Raw genomic sequence first — 21678 nt, forward strand, 5'->3', positions numbered from 1 at the left:
TTACTATGCAAGAAATCGCTGAAACCCTTACAGTATAAGAGTTTTTGCTAAACTGTATAAAAAGGCAGCTCAAATCGAGAAATCCCTTGCCAGATAAAGGCTACAAGCATTTACCCTACACACCAAGGTCGGAAGAGCCACAAATTTTTTATCAAAATTTCAACTGTTAATTATGTATAGCCAGCCCAACTGATTCGTGAAATCCTGTAATCTGAAAGTACTATAGCACGGCGATCCCAACTACAGAAGGCGTTCACAACTTAAATGATTCTGCTATAGGTTGGGTTGAATTTACGAAACACAACACACCATCGCTCGAAAAACTCAGCATTTGTTATTCTTGAAATTTTATGACGACGAATGTATTTTTTATTTCGAGCATTATCTTGGCATTCGATCGCTCGTCCAAAAATCTCAGTGGTTGGGTTGGGTTTGGCGAGGCTCCACCCAACCTATCACTCAAATTCTCGAACCCTATGAATTGAAACACGCGCAAAATGGTTACAGTCACACCTCCCAAAACAGAATCCCAAAAAGCTGACAATTTCTTCGACATTTGCAATCTCAGTCTAAATAAAAAAGGCGAAGAACTTTGTGGCGACAAGGTTAAATTTATTAAAACCGAGCGTAAAAGTACCATCGTCCTGTCGGACGGGTTGGGAAGCGGTGTGAAAGCCAATATTTTGGCAACTTTAACCAGTGAAATTCTGATTACCATGTTGAACGCCGACGTTCCCCTCGAACAGGTGATGGAAACGGTCATCGGAACGCTACCGATTTGTCAAGTTCGTAAAATTGCTTATGCGACGTTTACGATTATTCAAATCGACCATTTCTCAAATCAATTTAAAATCATAAACTTCGACAATCCTCCGATTTTTTATTTCAAAAAAGGTCGAATTATTAAACTCGAAGAACGGGTCGATCGCATTCTCGAGCGCAAAATCAAAGTCGCCGAAGGAACCCTAGAACGCGGCGATTTTCTCGGTGCGATTAGCGACGGCGTTCTGTACGCCGGACTCGGCGACACCATGAATTTCGGTTGGGGATGGGACAACATCGCCAAATACATGGAAAACCTGTTTGTCCATCAAGTCCCGACAGCGCGAAGTATTCTGCAAAGTGTTCTCGACGAAACGCGATCGCTCTACCGGGGACAGATTGGAGACGATGCGTCCTTAGTGGGGGTTTACGTCCGTCGGCGCAACCCGTTAATGATCTTCACCGGCCCGCCGCTAGACGTGACACAAGACGAAGTGTACGCCGAACGGTTGCTGAGTTTTCCGGGTCGAAAAGCCATCTGCGGCGGTACTACGGGAAACATCGTCGCCAACTATATGGGGGAGACTGTAGAAATGGATATTTCCACCATGCGAAAAGAGTTACCGCCAATTGGAAAACTCAGCGAAATTAACTTGGTAACGGAAGGAATTCTAACGATTTCCAAAGCCACAGAAATTTTGAGAAAATGCCACTGCGATATCGATCGCCTTCCGTTCGATCGCAACGGCGCGATTTTATTGGCACAAGAAATCCTCGAAGCAGATTCGATTTTCTTCCTCATCGGCCAGCAAATCAACGAATTCTATCAAAACCCCTTACTTCCAAAAAATATTTCGATTCGCCGCAACTTAGTCGAAGAACTGGTGCAACTGCTACGCGACCATCAAAAAGAAGTCGATCTCGAATATTGTTAAATTTCAAACAGTTAATTCTCTCGATCGATTGTCTCAATGCTAGTTATCGGATACGGAAACTCACTACGAGGAGACGACGGAATCGGACGAGCGATCGCCGAACAGGTGGCGTCGTGGAACCTTCCCCACGTACGATCGCTCAGCCTGCACCAACTTACCCCAGAACTGGCCGAAGAACTCTCTAGGGTCGATCGCGCCGTATTTATCGATGCTTGTATCGACGGCGACAGCGTCCGTATCGAACCCATCGACGCCGACAAAAACAGCCAAGTTCTCGGCCATTCCCTGACGCCGCGATCGCTGCTGGGGATGGCACAATGGCTGTACGATCGCGCCCCCGAAGCCTGGTTGATTTCCGTTCCCGGCGAAACCTTCGAGTTTAGCGATCGCCTCTCCCCAACCGCCGAAGGTTACGTCACAGAGGTTCTCGCTCTCGTTCGAGACTTATTCACCAAAAACCCCGATTCCTCACAGAAACCGGGGTCAAATACCTCAAAACCATCGAGTCGAATCGATTAATACTCGTAAGGATTCGATTTCGTCGCCGTCGGATTGGGAATCGGATTCGGCGAAGCCGGGGGAGATTGACGACCGCGTTTGGTTTTCGCTTGCGCTTTCGCTTTCGAGGCGCTGCGGCGCAACGCATCCAATCGCGTTTCGTACTGCTTGCGAAGGCGTTTCTTCGGCGTTTGTTCGATGAGCGTTTTCAGAGCGCTTCCCAAACTCTTATAAGCATTCGGTAACGTATACCCGAACCGAGACGCCAAAGCAACCGCTTTTTCGTCCGCCTCGATCGACTCCCGCAACGCCTTTTCGCTGTTGTTCTTCTGATACAGCCGATATCCCGACACGCCGCACAACGCCAAGGCTAGCAACAACAACACGCCGTCTTGAACCCACAGTTCGCCGACCGCACCGCCGAGACCGATCGCCAACGCCGCCATTTCCCACCCTTCGCGGGGAATCGTATCGTTTTGAATGCGGGCGACTTCGTGCCAAAACAGTAAATTCCGTTGGTCGAGGGCGAGGTTGTCCCACTTCACCAAATCGATGGCGATTTCAACTTCGTCCTTACTGAGTTCTTCGCAGCGAATCAAGGGCGGATCGATTTCCGTAGTTTTCTCCACCGTAACCCAGCTTTGCAGTTCTGGGGGAAGCAACCCTCTCAGACGACGGAGTTCGTTAATTTCAGCCTTAGCAGCAGACGTAGCGTAGGAGGTCATAGAACGGATTCAGGCAATAGACGACTAAAGACGAAGATACCTCGATCGTAGCAAATCACCACCGTTTTGAGTTTTCCCAGGCAGTGAGGATACCGGTCGCGATCGACACCAACACCCCCACCCACAATACACCGCCGGGAATAAAACCCAACACCTGAAAACCTCGCAGAATCCAAACCGCAAAGGTCAAACCCACCAAACTCAAAAAAATACGAAACATCATAAAATTCCCAAACTCTCTTGAAATCGCCATCGACGTTACCGTTTTTTCGCTGACGATCGCCCGACCGGAAGCGTGACCGTCACTCGAGTTCCCTCACCCGGTCGAGACTGAAGTTCGATCGCCCCTCGGTGTTTTTCGACGATGCGATAACAAATCGACAACCCCAACCCCGTACCTTTTCCCACCGGTTTCGTCGTAAAAAACGGATCGAATACCTTTTCGCGAACTTCAGCCGACATTCCGCAGCCGTTATCGGCGATCGCGACCCAAACCGTTTCTTTATCAGGTCGGCCTGTCGCAACGACGATCGTGGGTTCCTCCACATCCGCTTCTAAAACAGCATCGATGGCGTTGCCTAACAAACTCATCCACACCTGATTTAACTCCGAAGGATAACATTCGATCTTCGGCAACGCTCCATATTTCTTCAACAAACGGATCCGATTTTTCAAACGGCGGTCCAACAACACCAGAGTACTCTCGATGCCCTCGTGTAAATCCGCCGTCTTTGACGCCGACTCGTCAAGTCGCGAAAAATTCCGTAGAGATTCGACGATCTGACGAATGCGTTCGGCACCGTGTTGAATCGAATCTAATGCCTTGGGTAAATCCTCAAACAAATACTCCAACTCAATTTCTTCGATGGCGATGCGAAGGTTCGCCGTGCCTTCGGGAAACTCCTGTTGGTACAGGCTCAACAACTGTAAAATATCCTCGACGTACTCTTTCGTATGAATGACGTTACCGTAAATAAAATTGACCGGGTTGTTGATTTCGTGAGCGACACCGCCGACTAACTGTCCCAAACTGGACATTTTTTCAGTTTGAATCAGTTGAGCTTGGGTGGTTTGTAAGCGATCGAGCGCGTTTTGCAGGTCTTGATTTTTCTCCTGAAGTAGTTTTTGCGTTCGATCGAGGGCATCCATCGCCTGTTGTCGTTCGCCAATTTTCCGACTCAGTTCGGCGTTCGTCCGTTCGACGGTTCGGTGGGTGTAAATGTAATCCAAAATCAACCCAAATAACGGAACCCCGTAAGCGACGATTTTCAAAAAGTGGGCGATGTTAAAGTGGTTGTCGAACAGCATCTGCGATCCGAACGCCATGTGGAGCTGCGTTACGGCGTTGGGAATCGTGCTGATAATAAGGGCGTGAGAAAACAAGCTGGGATAGAGCTTGTAAAACGCCGGGTAGAGGACGAGTCCCGACAGGAGGAACAGCAATAACGGCACCACGTCCCAGGGTCGCGTGACGAAGGCGTCGGGAAACTGCGTTTCTGGAAGAACGGCACTGGTGGCACACCAGCGAACGACGGCGTAGGCTAGCATCCCGCATCCGAGGCTAATGGCGAAGACAAATCCAATGCTGCGCTGCCATTTTTTAGGTTTGGCGACGAGAAAAACGCTCACTCCAACGGCTGCCAGTACAGCGTTACTCAAGCGACAAATCGCCCAGGTGAAGGGGATGAGGTTGCGGTTGTCGGCAACGACTTCGATAAGGCGATCGGCCGCCAGCGTGTGGAACGCGTCCATAACGCCTGCGAAAAACAAGGCGACGCCGATGGTGGGAGTCGTCACGTCGCGCACGATCGCGAAATGAGCCAACGCCAGTATGACTGTAAAAATCGCCGTACAAAAGGCACTCCATTCGAGTAGTGTATGGGTAAAGCTACCCGCCAGCGTTTGGTGAAGAACGTCTGTCAGTCGATCGGGCGCAATACCGTCGATCGCCTCGAGGTGGAGAAGGTCTTGGGGCGTTCCGAAATCTACTCCTAAGAGGTTGAGGAGCGTCGGAATCGCACACACGAGGACGACCAGAAAGATCGATAATTTGGGAAGTTGGGTTCGGATCTCGTGTGTCTGTGAGGGAATTCGAGCGAACAAGAGCATTCAAAATCTGAGAACCGTTAACAGGTCGATCGACGTTCTAAGACGGGCGATCGCATTAGTCTTTCATTGGGTGAGGGGCAATCCCGACTCCTCAAATTCTACGATCGTTGTTGCGATCTTTGAGAATCCCTCCTAACAGCGAAGGTCGGGGAAACGTTTCGATAATACTCGAGCGCTCTACGATCTCCCCACGGCTTGCCCGATCGAGACGAGATCGAGATCCTTCTAAAAAAACCTTGTTAAAGTAGGGATTAACGCAACTGTTCGACCGGGCAGTTCGGTGGTTCGACCGCTGTTGTGTTCTGTAACTTTAATGGTTTCGTTTCTCAGCCCCGTAGCGTTTTTGACGCGACAGCACAACAGAATTTTGTCTTTGCCGATCGCCAACCGTCGACGATTTTGGGGCAGTCTGTGGGTTGGCTTGGCGATCGCTTGGGGACAGCCTAGCCTCGGTGCAGAACAGGTATCCGCCACTTACGGCGTGTTCGAGCGCACCCTGTCGGTCGATGCCCTCGAAGCCTATGCCAAATACGGACAGGTCGATGGCGAACTCGCTCCCTATTTAAACTTAGCTCCCCGAGACAGCCGCGATACCTTGCGCGAAGTTCTGTCGGCTCGTGCCGATCTCGACCCCGTCGCCGTTTCGCAATTTTTGTATACTCCCCAAGGAGAAGCATTGTTACAACGACTCGGACAGGCAATTCAATCCGGGTCTGGTGGGTCTGGCTTTAAAGGACTGCGATCGGCACTAATCCTCGCTGCGGCAGACGAAGAAGGCTTAACCTTACTGAACGTATTGCGCCACTTTCCCACCCCCACGCTGCGGGTCAATTTCAACCAGACCTTTCGCATGGCGCAACAGTTGCAAACTCTCGTCAGTGCCAACGAAGCGGCTTTAGCTGAGGTGCGAGAACAGTCCCGGCGAGAAGCTGAGGCGGAGAACCTTTCCTCCGATGGATTCGCCGATTTGAGCCAACCGGGACGACTGACTTGGGACGAAATTTCGATGACCTTGCGAGATCCCCGCCGCAATCCCCCTTGGGGTCATCGTTTCCCCGTCGATTTGTACGTTCCGAGAACGACCGAACCGACGCCGATTATCGTCATTTCTCATGGCTTGGGGTCCGATCGCAACGCGTTTCGCTATCTGGCCGAACATTTGGCCTCCCACGGGTTCGCGGTCTTCGTCCCCGAACATTCTGGCAGCAACGCCAAGCATATGGAAGCGCTGCTGGCCGGTCAAGAGCAGGAAATTGCCAAACCGCAAGAATTCGTCGATCGCCCCTCGGACGTCAGCTTTCTTCTCGATACCATCGCGGTTTTGTCCCGCACCGATCCCCAGCTACACGACCGTTTCGATTTCGATCGCGTCGGCGTCGTCGGTCAGTCTTTCGGGGGCTATACGGCCTTGACGCTGGCCGGTGCCGAACTGAATTTAAGTCATTTAGCGCAAACCTGCGATCGCGCTCGGGAAGAGCAATCGTGGAACGTCTCGTTTCTCTTGCAATGTCGGGCTTTAGCGATTTCGGGCCAGCAGCGGCAGTTTCGCGATCCCCGCATCCGAGGGGCGATCGCGATCAACCCCGTTGGGAGCGCCCTGTTTGGTCGATCGGGCTACCAGCGCATCGAGATTCCCATCGCGATCGTTGCCAGCGGTGCCGATACAGTCGCCCCTGCCCTTCTCGAACAAATTCAACCCTTTCGTTGGTTGAACGTTGCCGAACGCTATCTGTTCGTGTTGGGCGGCGGTACCCATTTCTCGACGATCGGCGAGTCCGAAGAGGAAGCGGTGTCCCTTCCGTCGGCGGTGGTCGGGCCCGATCCCAGTTTGGCTCGCGATTACGTCAGAGCGTTGAGTCTGGCGTTTTTCCAAACCTATATTGTCGAAAATTTCGAGTTTCGCGACTATCTCAGCGCTACTTACGTCCGAACGCTCAGCCGCGACCCGATTTCCCTGCACTTGGTACGCCAGCTCGAGGACACCCCCCTCGAAACGGCCTGTACGACTGTAGCAGATTGTTTGTAAGAAATTTCTCGTGAAGTTCACGGTGTCGGTCTTATCGTTCCAGAGTCTTGGTGCGATCGCACTGAACGATCGACCGCGAAATGCGACAATAGTTATAGCTGGGTGCGTCGCGATCGCAACATACAACCGTCGTGCAACCGTGGTGAACCCCAATGATAGAATACCTCAATTTCCAGGGTTCGATACGACACAGCCCACTCGGACGAAACGAAGCCCGACGCTCGAGGTAAGAGTAGGAAGCGATCGATACTACTCGTGAAGAGAATCAAGTATGTGAAATGGAAGACATCCTCATCGTAGACGACCAACCGGACAATTTACGGGTGTTATCGAGCCTATTAGAACAAAAAGGCTACAGTGTGCGTCGTGCCATTCACGGAAAAATTGCTTTGAACGCAGCTCGAGCCGACCCGCCAGTTTTAATTTTGCTCGATATCATGATGCCTCAAATGGATGGCTATGAAGTCTGTCAGCAGTTAAAAGAAAACGAGCAGACGCGCGATATTCCCATTATCTTTCTCAGCGCGCTCGGCGATGTCACTGAAAAAGTCAAAGCCTTTGAAGTCGGAGGTGTCGATTACATTACCAAACCGTTTCAATTTCCTGAAGTTTTAGTCCGCATCGAACATCAACTGACTCTTCAAGCTCTCAAGCAAGAAACTCAACGTCAAAACGAATTTCTACAACAGTTAAACTCTCAACTCGAAGAGCGAGTTGCCAAACGAACTGCTGAACTGCAACAAAAAACGGAGCAGTTAATTTCTGTTGAAGAAGAATTACGACGTGCGTTAGCAAAAGAAAAGGAAATTAATGAGTTTAAAAGTCATATCATTACCACTATTTCTCATGAGTATCGAACGCCATTGACTACGATATTTTCTACGTCCGAGCTTCTCGAACATTACCGCCACAAACTGAGCGAAGAAAAGTTTGTTAAATATTTAAAACGCATTCAAGAATCGGTAAAATATTTAACATCGCTGTTTAATGATGTGATATTCGTCGATCGAATGCAGCTCGGACAACTCGAACTCGATCGTGAAGAAGTCGATTTAAAATTATTGTGCTGCGAGGTTATCGATCGCTTAAAACCTAATATAAAACCCGGACAATCTTTAAAGTTTTCTCATCAAATTATAGAAACGATCGAGCCCAGTATTCAAAATACTTGGGATAAAGATATTTTATTCCAGATTTTACATAATTTGCTGTCAAATGCTATTAAATTTTCCTCAGAACAGAGCGAGATCGATCTTGAGTTAATCGAAACACAACACGCCATTCAATTTAAGATTGGCGATCGGGGTGTGGGAATCCCACCAGATAGCTTAGAACGCTTGTTCGAGTTGTTTTATCGCGGTAAAAACTCGAAAAATACTCGTGGAACGGGCTTAGGCTTAACCATAGTCAAAAAGTGCGTCGATCTCTGTAACGGCGAGATCGCCGTCGAAAGCGAAGTGGGTGCGGGAACCACCTTTACGGTCACGCTCCCTCGACAAAACCTCTCTTGACGCGATCGCTCGAAAGCGTTTCACAGACTCGAACCGCCACCCATGAGATAGAGAAGTGCCATTCGTACGGCGACCCCACTCGTCACTTGAATTTGAATCAAACTCAACGCCGGATCGTCCATCACGTCAGAACTGAGTTCGACCCCGCGATTGACCGGCCCGGGATGGAGCAGGCGAACGTCGGGACGACAAGCTTTCAGGCGATCGCGTGCGATGCCGAAATGTTGGTGATACTCCCGCAAACTGGGCAATAAGTGTTCCGTCATACGCTCGTGCTGCAAGCGCAGTGTCATCACGAAATCGGCATTTTCCAACGCGGGTTCGAGCGCCCAGTGTAACTGTAACCTGTCTGGGTGGTGGAGACCCATCGCCTCGACAAACAACTTCGGCAGTAACGTCGGCGGTGCGGCCAAATGAACCTCTGCCCCACTTTCGGTCAAACTCCAAATATTCGATCGCGCCACCCTCGAGTGCAAAATATCCCCGACGATGGCGATCTTTTTCCCCTGCAACAACTCCGTTCGTGGATGTTCGGGATCGAGAAACCGACAGATCGTAAAGAGATCTAACAACCCTTGTGACGGGTGTTCGTGCTGGCCGTCTCCGGCGTTGAGAACGCCCACGCGAGTTCCGAGTCGCTCCATCTCCCGCGCGATCGCCTGGGGAACCCCGGCTTCCCGATGGCGAATTACCATCATGTCAGTTCCCATGGCAAGGTAGGTCTTGGCAGTATCTAAAATGGTCTCTCCCTTCGTCAAAGACGAAGAACCGGGGGCAAAATTAAGAGTATCGGCAGACAGGCGTTTCGCCGCTAACTCGAAACTGCTGCGAGTCCGAGTCGACGGCTCGAAAAACAGGTTCGTCACGACTCGCCCTTGAAGCGTGGGGACTTTCTTCGTACCTCGGGATAACACCTCCCGAAAACTCGCGGCCGTTCTCAACACGATGTCGTATTCCGACACCGAAAAATCTTCGAGTGAAAGAATGTGGCGGCGCGTCCAAGGGGTTGTAGCCATTACCGAAAAATCGATTGCGGAGGTCGTCTCATGCACAGTATCCAATCATATCTGGTATCGGTCGTTACGGGGGCGATCGTCAGTTTCGGCGCGTCGGGAGCGGTATTCGCCGAGGTGATGCCGAACCCGTTGCCTTCCCCCGCGACGGCTTCGGACATCGAGCAAGATACCGTCGAACTCACGGTGTACCGCCCCGATTTATTCTGCGAAACCCTGTTACCGGAAACGGTAGAAGTGCCGCGAAGCAATCCCCTTGAAGGGGCAGTGGGTCATGTTTTGAAAGACTGGGCGCGGGGCGAGTTCCGTATTGCTGGATATCGCACCTCTCGCGACGCGGTAACGGGGACAGTGACGGTGGATTTGCGCGTTGCCCCCGACGCTCCCCGTCAGTGGACTTCGCTATCGACTTGCGAACAGTTTGCTCTCTTCGGCAGTCTGCGATCGACCCTGACACAAAATCCTCGCCTGCAAACTCAGACAGTGGAGTTCGTCAGCCAAGGGGAGCCGTTGGCGTTTTAGAAAGCTTCTGGAGAGGGGGAGAGGGGGAGAGAGGGAGCTTCCGGAGAGGGGGAGAAAATAAAATCTTTTACCCAAAAATGTAGGGGCGTTGTATGCAATGCAACGCCCCTACGAGGGGTTTTTTTAACTCTTCACTCTACATTCTTCACTCTTCCCCGAAAGAGATGCACCGTCCCCAAGCGAGAGAGGGGGAGAAACTGTCAACTTTTCTACGCCCCCATCCCTCAAAACACTCTCTATGAGGCAACTCGGGCAGTCGATCTCGTGCGTCGGCGTCCCGGTCGAGTCGAACCGTTCGAGGACGAAGACACGGTCGCCGATACATCGGCTTCGGGTTTTTGTAGCAAAATCACCAGAAGTGGGTCGCAGCGCAGTTCGCGGCGGAGCATTCGTTGTAAGTTCCGCTCGATGTGAGATTCCAGACCCGCCCAATCTACTTCGACTTTACTGTTTTCAGTGCGGGCGTAGTCCGACCAGCGATTTCGCAAAACCCCCTCGAGGGTAGCGCGGGTTTCTTCGTTCAAGCGATCGCCGTTGACGCTAGCCGCGACGCCGCGCACGCAGACATCGGGTTGGGTTAGAAGGTTGCCATCGAGGCCGATGGTGGCGGCCACGGTCACCACACCGTCCTCGGCGAGTTGCTGGCGTTCTTTGAGAACGCGATCGTGGACAGTTCCCGCGTGGGAGGAATCCACCAGTTCGATACCGGACTGAACGCGATCGCCCAAGCGAATACTGTCGGGAGTCAGTTCCACCACGTCGCCGTTATCGACGATGAGAATGTTTTCGGGCGGAATCCCCATGCTTTCGCCGGTTTTGCCGTGTCGAACCAGCATCCGGTGTTCCCCGTGAACGGGAACGAAGAATTTGGGACGGGTCAAGGCCAACATAAGTTTGTGGTCTTCCTGACAGCCGTGTCCGGACACGTGAATTCCTTGATGGCGGCCGTAAATCACGTTCGCCCCTTGCATCATCAGACGGTCGATCGTATCGACCACTGCTAGGGTATTACCGGGGATGGGGTTGGCAGAAAACACCACCGTATCCCCTTTGCGAATTTTGATTTGACGGTGTTCGCAGCGGGCGATGCGACTCAGGGCGGCCAGGGGTTCGCCTTGGGAACCCGTGGTCAAAATTAAGACTTTATCGTCCGGTAAACCTTGGGCTTCCTGAATCGATTTGAACTGGCTGTCTTCGCATTTGACGTATCCCAAGTTGCGAGCGTGGGCGATGACATTGAGCATCGATCGCCCCAATACCGCCACGTAGCGATCGTTCTTTTTCGCCAACTCCAAGATCATGTTGACCCGATGCACGGAGGAGGCGAAGGTCGTCACGAGGATACGTCCTGGGGCTTGGCTGAAGGTGCGGTCTAAGTTGGGATAAACAGACCGTTCGGAGGGACAAAAGCCGGGGGTTTCGGCGTTAGTGGAGTCACTGAACAGGCACAGTACGCCTTTTTCTCCGTATTCAGCCAGTTTTTGGATGTCGAACTGTTCGCCGTCTACGGGGGTATGGTCGAATTTGAAATCTCCCGTGAAAATGACCACGCCCACTGGAGTCGTCACCGCCAGGGTGAAACTATCCGCCATCGAGTGCGTGTTGCGAATGAATTCAAAGGAAAAATGTTTGCCCAAACGCACCACGTCGCGAGGTTGCACGGTTTTGAGTTCGGTGCGATCGGCCACGCCTGCTTCTTCGAGTTTGCCGCCGAGTAGTGCCATGGCCAGTCTCGGGCCGTGGATGACAGGAATGTCGAACTGTTTGAGGTGGTAGGGAAGGCCGCCGATATGGTCTTCGTGACCGTGGGTAACGATCGCCCCTTTAATTTTGTGGCTGTTAGCCTTCAAATACTCCATATCGGGCAAGACGATGTTGACCCCGTGCATGGCGTCAGTGGGAAAGGCCAGCCCGCCATCGACGAGAACCATTTCGTCGTCGTATTCAAACACGCAGGTATTTTTCCCGATTTCGTGCAGTCCTCCCAAGGGAATGACGCGCAACGTCGGTGTTGTCGGTTCGGATTGTTTTTTCTTGGTGCGAACTTTGGGAGAGTTTGTCGTTTTAGGCATAATTCGTCCTTGAGTGATTGGTCTTCTTAGGAGAGTTCTTGGAGTGGAGATCGGTTTGAAAGTTGTTCTCCAGCTCGTTTCAAATTCAGTCTTTTTAAGCCTTGCGAGGTCGAATTCGACAGAAACCTCGTTAGTCGTGAAGCTATCTGGGGCGATCGCGTTTCGCCTGAAGTGGCTCTCAGGGCGATCGCCGGTGGGAGTTCCTACGAAGTCCCGTCTGAAGTGGCCGTCGCAGGGTCTCTCGCACACCCACGAGGCGACGCTTTGAGGAACGCGCGTGTCGAGAACGGTTTCGAGTCAGGTTTGACTCCGCAACCCCAACCGATCGAGGACTTCGGCGATGGCTTGACTGACGGCTTCAGATGCTTCGCACAGGGGTAAGCGTGGTTTCCCAACGTTCCAACCGCAATGCTCGAGGGCGCATTTGATGGGAATCGGGTTCGTCGTTAAAAACAGTGCCTTGAATAAAGGCAACAACTCTAAATGGATTTGCGTGGCCTCTTGGTGACGGCCGGCTTCAAAGGCACCGATCGCCTCTTGCAAGCGATCGCCGACGAGGTGGCTGGCCACGCTGACCACGCCTCGAGCGCCCACCGACAACAGCGGCAGCGTCATGGCGTCGTCTCCCGAGTAGATGGCGAATTCCGGGGGCGTCAGACGACGGATTTGAGCGGCTTGTTCGGTGCTACCACTGGCTTCTTTGATCGCAACGATGTTGGATAGTCGAGCCAACCGCGCCACGGTTTCGGGTGTGAGGTTCGTTCCGGTGCGACCGGGAATGTTGTACAGCACGAGCGGGAAGTCCGGACAGGCTTCGGCGATGGCGCGAAAGTGTCGGTACAGCCCCTCTTGAGGGGGTTTGTTGTAGTAAGGAACGACTTGCAACGAACCGTCTAGCCCTAAAGCGGCCGCTTTACTCGTGGCTTCGATGGCTTCGCGGGTGGAGTTCGATCCCGTTCCAGCCATGACTTTCGCCCGACCCGACACGGCGTTTTTCACCACGCGAAACAGTTCGTATTCTTCCTCCCAAGTCAGGGTTGGGGATTCTCCGGTCGTCCCGCACACGAGGAGCGTGTCGCTGCCTCGATCGACCAGGTGAACCGCCAGTTTTTCCATGACGGCATAGTTGACGTTCCCGTCTGCGTCAAAGGGAACGATCGTCGCTGTAATGACTCGTCCGAAATCGACCACGCAACCTCCTAATTCGCCGAGGTGGTCGAGGACAGCGGCGTCCGTTGCGTTCTTCCCGCTTCGGAGACTAGCAACTCCGCGATCTGCACGGCGTTGAGAGCCGCGCCTTTGCGAATTTGATCGCCGCTGAGCCACAGTTCTAGACCGTTCGGATGTGAGATATCTTGGCGGATACGTCCCACGAGAACGGGGTCGCGATCGGTGGCTTCGATGGGCATGGGGAAGTAGTTCGACTGCCAGTTTTCGACGACTTTCACACCGGGGGCGTGGCTGAGAACCTCGCGGGCGCGATCGCGGTCGAAGGGGCGATCGAACTCTAGATTGATGGCTTCGGAGTGGGCCCGCAATACGGGAACCCGAACACAGGTGGCTGTGACACGCAAGTCGGGCGCTCCGAAAATTTTGCGCGTTTCGTTCACCATCTTCATTTCTTCCTCGCAATATCCCCCATCGGCGATCGGGGAATTGTGGGGGAAGAGGTTGAAGGCCAGAGGATACGGCAGAACTTCCGGCGTCGGCGTTTCCCCCTCTAAAATCGCTCGAGCTTGGTGTTTGAGTTCTTCCATCGCCCGAGCGCCCGCACCGCTAGCTGACTGGTACGTCGCGACGACGATGCGGCGAATGGGTTGCACTTGATGCAGCGGCCAGATCGCCACGGCCATCAGAATCGTCGTGCAATTGGGGTTGGCAATTATGCCTCGATGCTCCCGAACGGCTTCGGGATTGACTTCTGGCACCACTAACGGCACGCTCGGATCGAGACGGTAGGCACTCGAGTTGTCGATGCAAACGGCGCCGGATTCGACGGCTTGCGGCAGCCACGCTCGGGAGGTAGATCCTCCAGCCGAGGCCAACAGGATATCGACATCCTGAAAACAGCCGTCAGCAACCGCTTCGACGGCGATCGATTCTCCTCTAAACGACAGGGTGCGTCCCGCCGAACGGGATGACGCCAGCAGTTTGAGATCCGAAACGGGGAAGTTCCGGCTTTCGAGGAGTTTCAGGAGTTCGGTTCCCACCGCTCCTGTCGCTCCCAAGATGGCAACTCGGTAAGATTTGGGCAAGTTGTTTTCCTCCACTACGGTCGGTTGGCGATCGAATGTCGAACGTTTTCCAACGGTTCGGACTTAACGGTATTTATAAGGTGAAACCCGGTTGTAATGCCGAGGATGGCTTCGATAGTCAAAAAACTGATATGACAATTGTTTACAGCCACTCGAATAGTAAGCTGAGCGTTTTAGATATTACCAGCCTTGGATGTCTTTTGACAGCACAGACGCGATCTGTCTTTAAATATTCTAGCGGATTTGCCAAGCTGACTCAATTTACCACAGAAACGGCCGCTTCCAATGCCGAACGAGGGGACAAGGGAGCTTCTTCAGTGAAGAGGGAAGAGGGAAGAGTGAAAAGTGGGGAGTTCTCCTCATCCCCTCACCTCATCGTCCCCTCACTGGTGACTGGCGACTGGCGACTGTAAAAGGCTCGATCGAACTGAGCGATCGATGCAACAATGATAGATTGGACTCGCAAGCCTCGCAACGGAACTAACAGAAAACCGTTGTGAGAGATGTCCGTACCGAACGGTTTGAACTCAGTCGTCCAACATCGAAGCACAGCATGAAAGTTACCCAGCAAAAGCTGCCCGCCTCTCAACTCAGCCTCGAAATTGAAATTCCCTCCGACATTTCCCAGAAGACCTACGATCGCACCCTGGCCAAATTCAAGCAATCGGCCAACATCCCCGGATTTCGTAAAGGCAAAGTTCCCCAACAGATTCTCGTGCGTCGGCTGGGCGTCGATCGCCTGAAGGCGGCAGCCCTCGAAGAAATGATCCAATCAAGTCTCGAGAAGGCGATCGAACAGGAAAACATCGACGCTTTGGGTAACTACCAGCTCAGCAGTTCCTTCGAGGAACTCGTGGCCAACTATACCCCCGGTCAAACTCTGACCTTTTCGGCGACGGTGGACGTGCCGCCGGACGTCAACGTCAACGACTACACCGGCTTAGAAATCCAAGCCGAAGAAATTCCCTACGACGCGGCGAAAGTCGATGCTTTCTTTGAGGAACGACGTTCCGAACACGCCAACCTCATCCCCGTGGAAAACCGTCCTGCCCAAATGGGCGACGTGCTGACGGTGGATTATGAAGGAAAACTGGTTTCCCCCGAAGGCGAAGAATCCGAACCGTTTCCCGGCGGAACGGCTGAAGACACTCAAATCGAACTTAACGAAGGGCGCTTCATTGCCGGTTTCGTCGAAAATCTCGTGGGTCTCAACGCTGAAGAAACCAAAACGTTCGATGTTACGTTTCCTGAAGACTATCCCAACGAAGACCTCGCTGGCGAACAGGCACGCTTTACCGTCACCGTTAAGGATATCAAGGAAAAAGAACTGCCCGAACTTGACGACGACTTCGCCCAAACCCTGAGCGACTACGACACTATGCAGGAGTTGCGCGAGTCGATCGAAAAACAGTTTAAAGAGGAAGCCGAAAGCCAAACCACGGCTAACATCGAAAAAGCGATCGTCGAAACCCTGATCGAGCGCGTCGAGGTGGAACTGCCCGAAACCCTGGTCAAGCAAGAAGTCGATGTCATGCTGACCCAAACGGCCATGCAGTTACAGCAGTACGGTTTGGACGTTCAAACTTTCTACACCCCGGAAAACCTGCCGCAACTGCGCGAACGCTCTCGTCCCGAAGCGATCGAAAAACTCAAACAAGACCTGGGGTTGAAAAAAATCGCCGAAGTCGAGCAACTTAAGCCCAGCGATGACGAGATTCAAACCCGCATGGACGAAGTGCGCGAACAACTCAGCGATCGCGATATCGACGAGACCCGCCTGCGTAGCTTTGTCGAAGACGAACTGGTTTCGCAAAAAGCCCTAGACTGGCTGCGAGAACGCGCTAAGATCGAATTAGTCCCTGAAGGAACTCTGTCCGAATCTGAGGAGGACGAAGTCGAAGCAGAAAGCGACGTCGAAGCGTCCGAATCTGCCGAGTAATTCCTCCAAACTGCCGAGGTCGGCGGCAGCAGCGGCTGTATCGTCGCGCTGCCAGTCGCCAACCATCTAAGGCATAATATAAGGAATACCGATCGCGTCCTCCTGTCGGCCGCACGTTCCGACGCTCGAACACACGCCATCACAGCCGAGAGTCTATGCTGAAATCTTTTGCCTTCGATCGCGACCCGATTAGTTTGTCCCACCCGCAAATTTACTCTAGCGCCCAAGGCACGATTCCGATGGTAGTCGAACAGTCGGGGATGGGCGAGCGTGCCTTCGACATTTACTCCCGACTGTTGCGAGAGCGGATCGTCTTTCTCGGGACTCCCGTTGACGATGCCGTGGCCGATTCCATCGTCGCCCAACTGCTCTATCTCGATGCTGACGATCCTGAAAAAGACGTTCAGCTTTACATCAACTCTCCCGGCGGTTCCGTAACTGCTGGTATGGCCATTTACGACACGATGCAGCAGATTCGCCCCGATGTCGTCACCATCTGCTTCGGACTCGCCGCGAGTATGGGGGCGTTTCTCCTGGCTGCTGGGGCTGCTGGAAAACGGATGTCTTTGCCCAACTCCCGCATCATGATTCACCAACCCCTTGGCGGCGCTCAAGGGCAAGCCGTCGATATTGAAATTCAGGCTAAAGAAATCCTCTACCACAAAAACACCCTCAACCGCCTGCTCGCCCACCATACGGGCAAACCTCTCGAACGCATCGAGGCAGATACCGAACGGGATTTCTTCATGTCGGCAGAGGAGTCGAAAGACTACGGTTTGATCGACCAAGTCATTTCTCAACCTGCCCTTGCCGTTGCTTGATGCCCGATGCCAACGGACGCGGCGCGGATCGAACCGTCGGGCATAAGCTGAAACGCCTTCAGCCGATGTGTCTCGTCTCGCTCTTCTCCAAACGTCACGTTCGCTTTTGTTTGACAACACGCTCACCGATCCTGGCCGAATTCCCGCACGAGACAGCTTATGCCGAACAAGTACGATTCCCACCTCAAATGCTCCTTCTGTGGCAAGTCCCAGGAGCAGGTTCGCAAGTTGATCGCAGGGCCTGGCGTATATATTTGCGACGAATGCGTGGACTTGTGCAATGAAATCCTCGATGAGGAACTGTACGATTCTGGGGCGACAGCTCCCCAACCGACGCCACGCTCGGAACCTCCCGAACGGCGAAGGCCGCGTTCGGCAAAGCTGTCTTTGGGGCAGATTCCCAAACCGATGGAGATCAAGCGCTACCTCGACGAACACGCCATAGGACAGGAGGAAGCGAAAAAGGTTCTGTCAGTGGCGGTGTACAACCACTACAAACGCCTCAGTGTCAATCAGGCCGCACAGGGTTCCGACGACATCGAACTGCAAAAGTCGAATATTTTGCTCATCGGTCCGACGGGCTGCGGTAAGACACTTTTGGCTCAAACCCTGGCCAAAATTCTCGACGTTCCCTTTGCTGTGGCCGACGCCACTACGCTTACGGAAGCGGGATACGTCGGCGAAGATGTGGAAAACATCTTGCTGCGCCTGCTGCAAGTGGCCGACCTCGATGTCGAAGAAGCCCAGCGAGGTATTATTTATATCGACGAACTCGATAAAGTCGCCCGCAAGAGCGAAAATCCCTCGATTACTCGAGATGTATCGGGCGAGGGAGTACAGCAAGCCCTGCTGAAAATGCTCGAGGGAACGGTGGCAAACGTACCGCCCCAAGGGGGACGCAAACACCCCTATCAAGATTGCATTCAAATCGATACGCGCAATATTTTGTTTATTTGCGGTGGGGCGTTTGTCGGATTGGAAAAAATCGTCGAACAACGCCTGGGTAAGAAAAGCATCGGTTTCGTTCAGCCTGGGGAGGGTAAAGGCCGCGACAAGCGTGCGTCGGATTTGCTGAAACACCTGGAACCGGAAGATTTGGTCAAGTTCGGCATGATTCCCGAGTTCATCGGGCGCGTTCCCATCGAGGCGGTTCTCGAACCGTTAGATGAGGAAGCGTTGGTCGCGATTTTGACCACGCCTCGCAATGCGTTGATCAAGCAGTATCAGAAGCTGATGGAAATGGACAACGTGAAGTTGGAATTCCGTCCCGAAGCGCTACGGGCGATCGCTAAGGAAGCCTATCGTCGCAAAACGGGGGCGCGGGCGTTACGCAGCATCGTCGAAGAGTTGATGCTCGATATTATGTACGAACTCCCGTCTCGTAAGGACGTGACCCGCTGTACGATTACACGCGAAATGGTGGAGAAACGTTCGACCTCGGAAGTATTGATGCACCCATCTTCTTTACCGAAACCCGAATCGGCTTAACGGTTCACGCATCGATCGCCGATTCGGCCCGTGCTATCAGCGCGGGTCTTTTTTTAGTCGAGCGCACCGGGGACTTTAGCGATCGCGCGTTCCAAGGGGTCAGGCGATCGCACTCGAAGGGTTTGGGGGGATCGATCCCGAATCCTTGTACGAAATCGACTCCCAGCAAGCGGACTTTTTCTAAAATGGCGTCGTTTTCTACGAATTCGGCGATCGTCTGCAATCCCATGACGTGGCCGATATGGTTGATGGCTTCGATCGTCGCCGCGTCGATAACGTCGTGTTCGACGTTTTTAATAAAGTGACCGTCGATTTTGAGATAGTCTACGGGAAGGTTCTTGAGGTAGTTCAGCGACGACATCCCGCTGCCAAAGTCGTCGAGGGCGAAGCAACAGCCGAGTTGTTTGAGTTGGTAAATAAACTGCGCGGCTTGGTTGAGGTTGCGAATGGCCACGGTTTCCGTGATTTCAAAGCAAATGGTGGCCGGAGATACGTGGTGCAGCCAAAACTGCTCTCTCAGAAACGCCAAAAACTGCTCGTCGTTGAAACTCGCCCCCGATAAGTTCACCATATACAGCGGTTTGAGGTCGCTGTGATTTTCTCCAGCTAAGGCCAGGCGAGAAAACAGCGTCCGCACGACCCAACGATCGATCGCTGGCATCAAATCGTAGAGTTCGGCGGCGGGCATGAACTCGCCAGGAGCGACGAGGTTGCCGTCTTCGTCCCGCATCCGTAACAGTAGTTCGTAACGATCGCGCGATCGCCGCTGCACGTCGCTAGGAACGATGCGCTGGGCGTACAAACAAAAGCGGTCTTCTTCTAAGGCTTTGACAATGCGCGAGACCCATTCCATATCGCCGTGACGCCGCACGATATCGCGATCGTCGTGTTGGTAGACGTGGAACCGGTTGCGTCCGCCTTCTTTGGCGGCGTACATGGCGGTATCGGCAGCACTCAAGACCTTGGCACGGCTTTCGGCGCGGTCGTCGATTTCCACTAAGCCGATACTGACGCCGATCGTGAAGGTTTTATCGTGCCAGAGGAAGCGGAACGCCCGCACGCGATCGATCAGTTTCTCGACCACCGATCGCGCTTCTTTTAACGAACACTGATACAACAACAGCCCGAATTCGTCGCCGCCGAGTCTAGCGAGCAGGTCGCTTTTTCTCACGTTGCTGTGCAGCAACACGCTGATTTGACGCAGGAGTTCGTCTCCGGCGGAGTGACCGCAGGTATCGTTGACGATTTTGAAGCGATCGAGGTCGAGATAGCAGAGAACGTGGCTTTCTTCGCTGCGGCGTCCGTCTCCGATCGCCCGTTCCAAGCGACGCTCGAACTCGCGGCGGTTGACCAATCCCGTGAGGGGATCGTGGCTGGCTTGCCAAGATAGTTGACGGGCCAGCGATCGCGCGGGGGTCACGTCGCGACAGACCAACACCGCCCCGACGATTTCTCCTTCGTTGAGGCGAATCGGTGCCGCCGACAGCTCGACACAAAACTCTTGGGTGTCGTTGCTTCCCACCAAACGATGGTCTAAGGGATCGAGACAGACTCCGTCGCGCAAGACGCGATCGAGTAGGTTTTCGACGGGAGTGCGCGTCACTTCGTCCCACAACCGCAATACGGTTTCGATCGCCTGTCCCCACGCGGCTTCTGACGTCCACCCCGTTAAGGTTTCGGCTACGGGGTTGAGGGACTGCACGCGGCCTCGAGCGTCGGTGGAAATGGCGGCGTCGCCAATTGAGTGCAGCGTCACTTGCGCGAGTTCTTTTTCGTGAACTAGGGCTTGTTCGATACCCTGGCGATCGCGAATTTCCCGTTTTAGCTGTTCGTTGGCTCGAGCTAACTCTAAGGTTCGCTCCTGCACCCGCGCTTCTAGGTCGTTTTTAGCGCGGCGCAAGGCTTCTGAGGCTTGTTTGCGTTCGATGGCGTAGCGAAGGGATTTGACCAACAGTTGGCTGTTGACATGGCGTTTGACGAGGTAGTCCTGAGCGCCCAAGCGCACGGCGTCTAAGGCCAAGCTATCGTCGTCGGCGTTGGTTAACACGACAACGGGCAGTTCTGGCGCGACGGCGACGATGCGATCGAGAGATTCTAATCCTTGACTGTCGGGTAAGGTCAAGTCCAGCAGCATCACGTCGAACCGACCGGCTTTCAGGGCGGCGATCGCCCCCTCGAGACGAGAAACGCTCGTCCACTCGAACGCTGTGTGACGAACGCTTTTTAGGTGTTCTTGGAGCAATCGCGCCTGGGCGGGATTGTCTTCGACCAACAAGATCGCGACGGAGTTTTCGGACATTATATAAAAGTTTATGTATCTTAAAGTCTTCTTTCTATTATGCAAGTTTGCCGCGAAAATTGTATAATAAATCACTTCAAACAATACAAAACTTAGTATTTGTTAAAATAACATAACAATTGGATCGAGCCGAACGAACGACTACGTTCGGCGTTGAAAGAGTGTCAACTCAGCGATCCCCAAAGAGTCGAGAGCGTGACGATCCCGACTTCAGTAGCAATGACAAACTGTCAGATAGCGCGATCGATGCGATCGGACGGAAGCGTCACAGTTTCGAGCCAAAATTGCTGAATTCTATCGACGATCGATAACAGTTGTCTTAAATTTTGGGGTTTTTTAATATAGCAGTTCGCGTGTAGGTCGTAACTGTCCCGAACGTCCTGCTCGTTGCCCGAGGTCGTCAACACCAGCACTGGAATGTGTCGTAGGGTCGGATCGCTCTTGAGTTCGGCTAAGACTTCGCGGCCGTCTTTGCGGGGTAAATTGAGATCGAGTAAAATCGCGTCGGGAAGCAGCACGTCAGCGTATTGTCCCTCGCGACGCAAGTACGCCATCGCCTCGATTCCGTCTTTCACCGCGATCGTTTCGTGTAATAGCTGACTTTCCCGAAAAGCTTCGCGAATCAAGCGCACGTGGGCTTGATTGTCCTCAACCAGCAAAATAGTGCGACATTTCATGGTTGTTTCGTCCTCATCGAACGTAA

Annotated in this window: 19 protein-coding genes; 10 read left to right on the forward strand and 9 right to left on the reverse strand. The window is 53.1% G+C overall.

What is annotated here, in order from left to right; all coding sequences use genetic code 11:
• Positions 1-497 precede the first annotated feature (497 nt).
• Together POG22_RS01665 and POG22_RS01670 are read left to right on the forward strand one after the other, a co-directional pair.
• Entirely contained in the window at positions 498-1697 is a 1200-nt protein-coding gene (locus tag POG22_RS01665; protein ID WP_498903242.1) for a PP2C family serine/threonine-protein phosphatase, read from the forward strand.
• A gap of 36 nt (positions 1698-1733) precedes the next feature.
• On the forward strand, positions 1734-2216 hold the full coding sequence (locus tag POG22_RS01670; RefSeq protein ID WP_498903243.1) for a hydrogenase maturation protease: 483 nt from the start codon (positions 1734-1736) through the stop codon (positions 2214-2216).
• On the opposite strand, the gene POG22_RS01675 is transcribed toward POG22_RS01670, so the two are convergent.
• From POG22_RS01675 to POG22_RS01685, 3 genes are read right to left on the reverse strand one after another with little or no spacing between them, the layout of a single operon-like run.
• On the reverse strand, positions 2213-2920 hold the full coding sequence (locus POG22_RS01675; protein ID WP_498903244.1) for a DUF3318 domain-containing protein: 708 nt from the start codon (positions 2918-2920) through the stop codon (positions 2213-2215). The two genes, POG22_RS01670 and POG22_RS01675, sit on opposite strands and share 4 nt — an antisense overlap.
• A gap of 55 nt (positions 2921-2975) precedes the next feature.
• Positions 2976-3143, reverse strand: a complete 168-nt coding sequence (locus tag POG22_RS01680) for a hypothetical protein (protein ID WP_498903246.1) — start codon at positions 3141-3143, stop codon at positions 2976-2978.
• A gap of 35 nt (positions 3144-3178) precedes the next feature.
• Positions 3179-4945, reverse strand: coding sequence for a sensor histidine kinase (locus POG22_RS01685; protein ID WP_498903248.1), 1767 nt, complete (start codon positions 4943-4945; stop codon positions 3179-3181).
• 397 nt (positions 4946-5342) lie between these two features.
• Between POG22_RS01685 and POG22_RS01690 the strand changes: the two genes are divergently transcribed.
• Complete coding sequence (locus POG22_RS01690; RefSeq protein WP_498903250.1) at positions 5343-7055, forward strand: alpha/beta hydrolase; 1713 nt, start codon at positions 5343-5345, stop codon at positions 7053-7055.
• A 278-nt stretch (positions 7056-7333) separates the two neighbouring features.
• Positions 7334-8566 carry a hybrid sensor histidine kinase/response regulator gene (locus POG22_RS01695; RefSeq protein ID WP_498903251.1) on the forward strand — a complete coding sequence of 411 codons (1233 nt, stop codon included), beginning with the start codon at positions 7334-7336 and terminating at the stop codon, positions 8564-8566.
• A 20-nt stretch (positions 8567-8586) separates the two neighbouring features.
• Here POG22_RS01695 and POG22_RS01700 read toward each other — a convergent pair whose 3' ends face one another.
• Positions 8587-9582, reverse strand: coding sequence for an aspartate carbamoyltransferase catalytic subunit (locus tag POG22_RS01700; protein WP_017659320.1), 996 nt, complete (start codon positions 9580-9582; stop codon positions 8587-8589).
• A 30-nt stretch (positions 9583-9612) separates the two neighbouring features.
• On the opposite strand from POG22_RS01700, the gene POG22_RS01705 reads away from it, so the two are divergent.
• The gene (locus POG22_RS01705) at positions 9613-10101 is read left to right on the forward strand and encodes a hypothetical protein (RefSeq protein ID WP_017659321.1); all 489 of its coding nucleotides are present in this window, start codon (positions 9613-9615) and stop codon (positions 10099-10101) included.
• Positions 10102-10337: 236 nt separating this feature from the next.
• Here the strand turns inward: POG22_RS01705 and POG22_RS01710 are convergent, their stop codons facing one another.
• Entirely contained in the window at positions 10338-12173 is a 1836-nt protein-coding gene (locus tag POG22_RS01710) for a ribonuclease J (protein WP_498903254.1), read from the reverse strand.
• A gap of 55 nt (positions 12174-12228) precedes the next feature.
• Between POG22_RS01710 and POG22_RS01715 the strand changes: the two genes are divergently transcribed.
• Positions 12229-12441, forward strand: a complete 213-nt coding sequence (locus POG22_RS01715; RefSeq protein ID WP_498903255.1) for a hypothetical protein — start codon at positions 12229-12231, stop codon at positions 12439-12441.
• Between the two features lie 29 nt (positions 12442-12470).
• Here POG22_RS01715 and dapA read toward each other — a convergent pair whose 3' ends face one another.
• Positions 12471-13364 (reverse strand): 4-hydroxy-tetrahydrodipicolinate synthase, encoded by an 894-nt coding sequence (gene dapA / locus POG22_RS01720; RefSeq protein ID WP_017659324.1) that lies wholly within the window; start codon positions 13362-13364, stop codon positions 12471-12473.
• An 8-nt stretch (positions 13365-13372) separates the two neighbouring features.
• Complete coding sequence (locus POG22_RS01725; RefSeq protein WP_051044176.1) at positions 13373-14428, reverse strand: aspartate-semialdehyde dehydrogenase; 1056 nt, start codon at positions 14426-14428, stop codon at positions 13373-13375.
• Positions 14429-14463: 35 nt separating this feature from the next.
• Between POG22_RS01725 and POG22_RS01730 the strand changes: the two genes are divergently transcribed.
• The 4 genes from POG22_RS01730 to clpX all read left to right on the forward strand — a co-directional run bounded on the left by POG22_RS01730 (position 14464) and on the right by clpX (position 18676).
• The gene (locus POG22_RS01730; RefSeq protein ID WP_150128442.1) at positions 14464-14841 is read left to right on the forward strand and encodes a hypothetical protein; all 378 of its coding nucleotides are present in this window, start codon (positions 14464-14466) and stop codon (positions 14839-14841) included.
• 140 nt (positions 14842-14981) lie between these two features.
• The gene (gene tig, locus POG22_RS01735; RefSeq protein ID WP_498903257.1) at positions 14982-16367 is read left to right on the forward strand and encodes a trigger factor; all 1386 of its coding nucleotides are present in this window, start codon (positions 14982-14984) and stop codon (positions 16365-16367) included.
• Positions 16368-16522: 155 nt separating this feature from the next.
• Positions 16523-17188, forward strand: a complete 666-nt coding sequence (clpP, locus tag POG22_RS01740) for an ATP-dependent Clp endopeptidase proteolytic subunit ClpP (RefSeq protein ID WP_017659328.1) — start codon at positions 16523-16525, stop codon at positions 17186-17188.
• A gap of 159 nt (positions 17189-17347) precedes the next feature.
• Positions 17348-18676, forward strand: coding sequence for an ATP-dependent protease ATP-binding subunit ClpX (clpX, locus tag POG22_RS01745; RefSeq protein ID WP_498903259.1), 1329 nt, complete (start codon positions 17348-17350; stop codon positions 18674-18676).
• Positions 18677-18680: 4 nt separating this feature from the next.
• On the opposite strand, the gene POG22_RS01750 is transcribed toward clpX, so the two are convergent.
• The gene (locus tag POG22_RS01750) at positions 18681-20975 is read right to left on the reverse strand and encodes an EAL domain-containing protein (RefSeq protein WP_063716792.1); all 2295 of its coding nucleotides are present in this window, start codon (positions 20973-20975) and stop codon (positions 18681-18683) included.
• Between the two features lie 230 nt (positions 20976-21205).
• Complete coding sequence (locus POG22_RS01755; protein ID WP_063716793.1) at positions 21206-21652, reverse strand: response regulator; 447 nt, start codon at positions 21650-21652, stop codon at positions 21206-21208.
• Positions 21653-21678: the final 26 nt, after the last annotated feature.

It is taken from the genome of Geitlerinema sp. CS-897 (genome assembly GCF_028368005.1).
Taxonomy (GTDB): Bacteria; Cyanobacteriota; Cyanobacteriia; order Cyanobacteriales; family Geitlerinemataceae; genus Baaleninema; species Baaleninema simplex.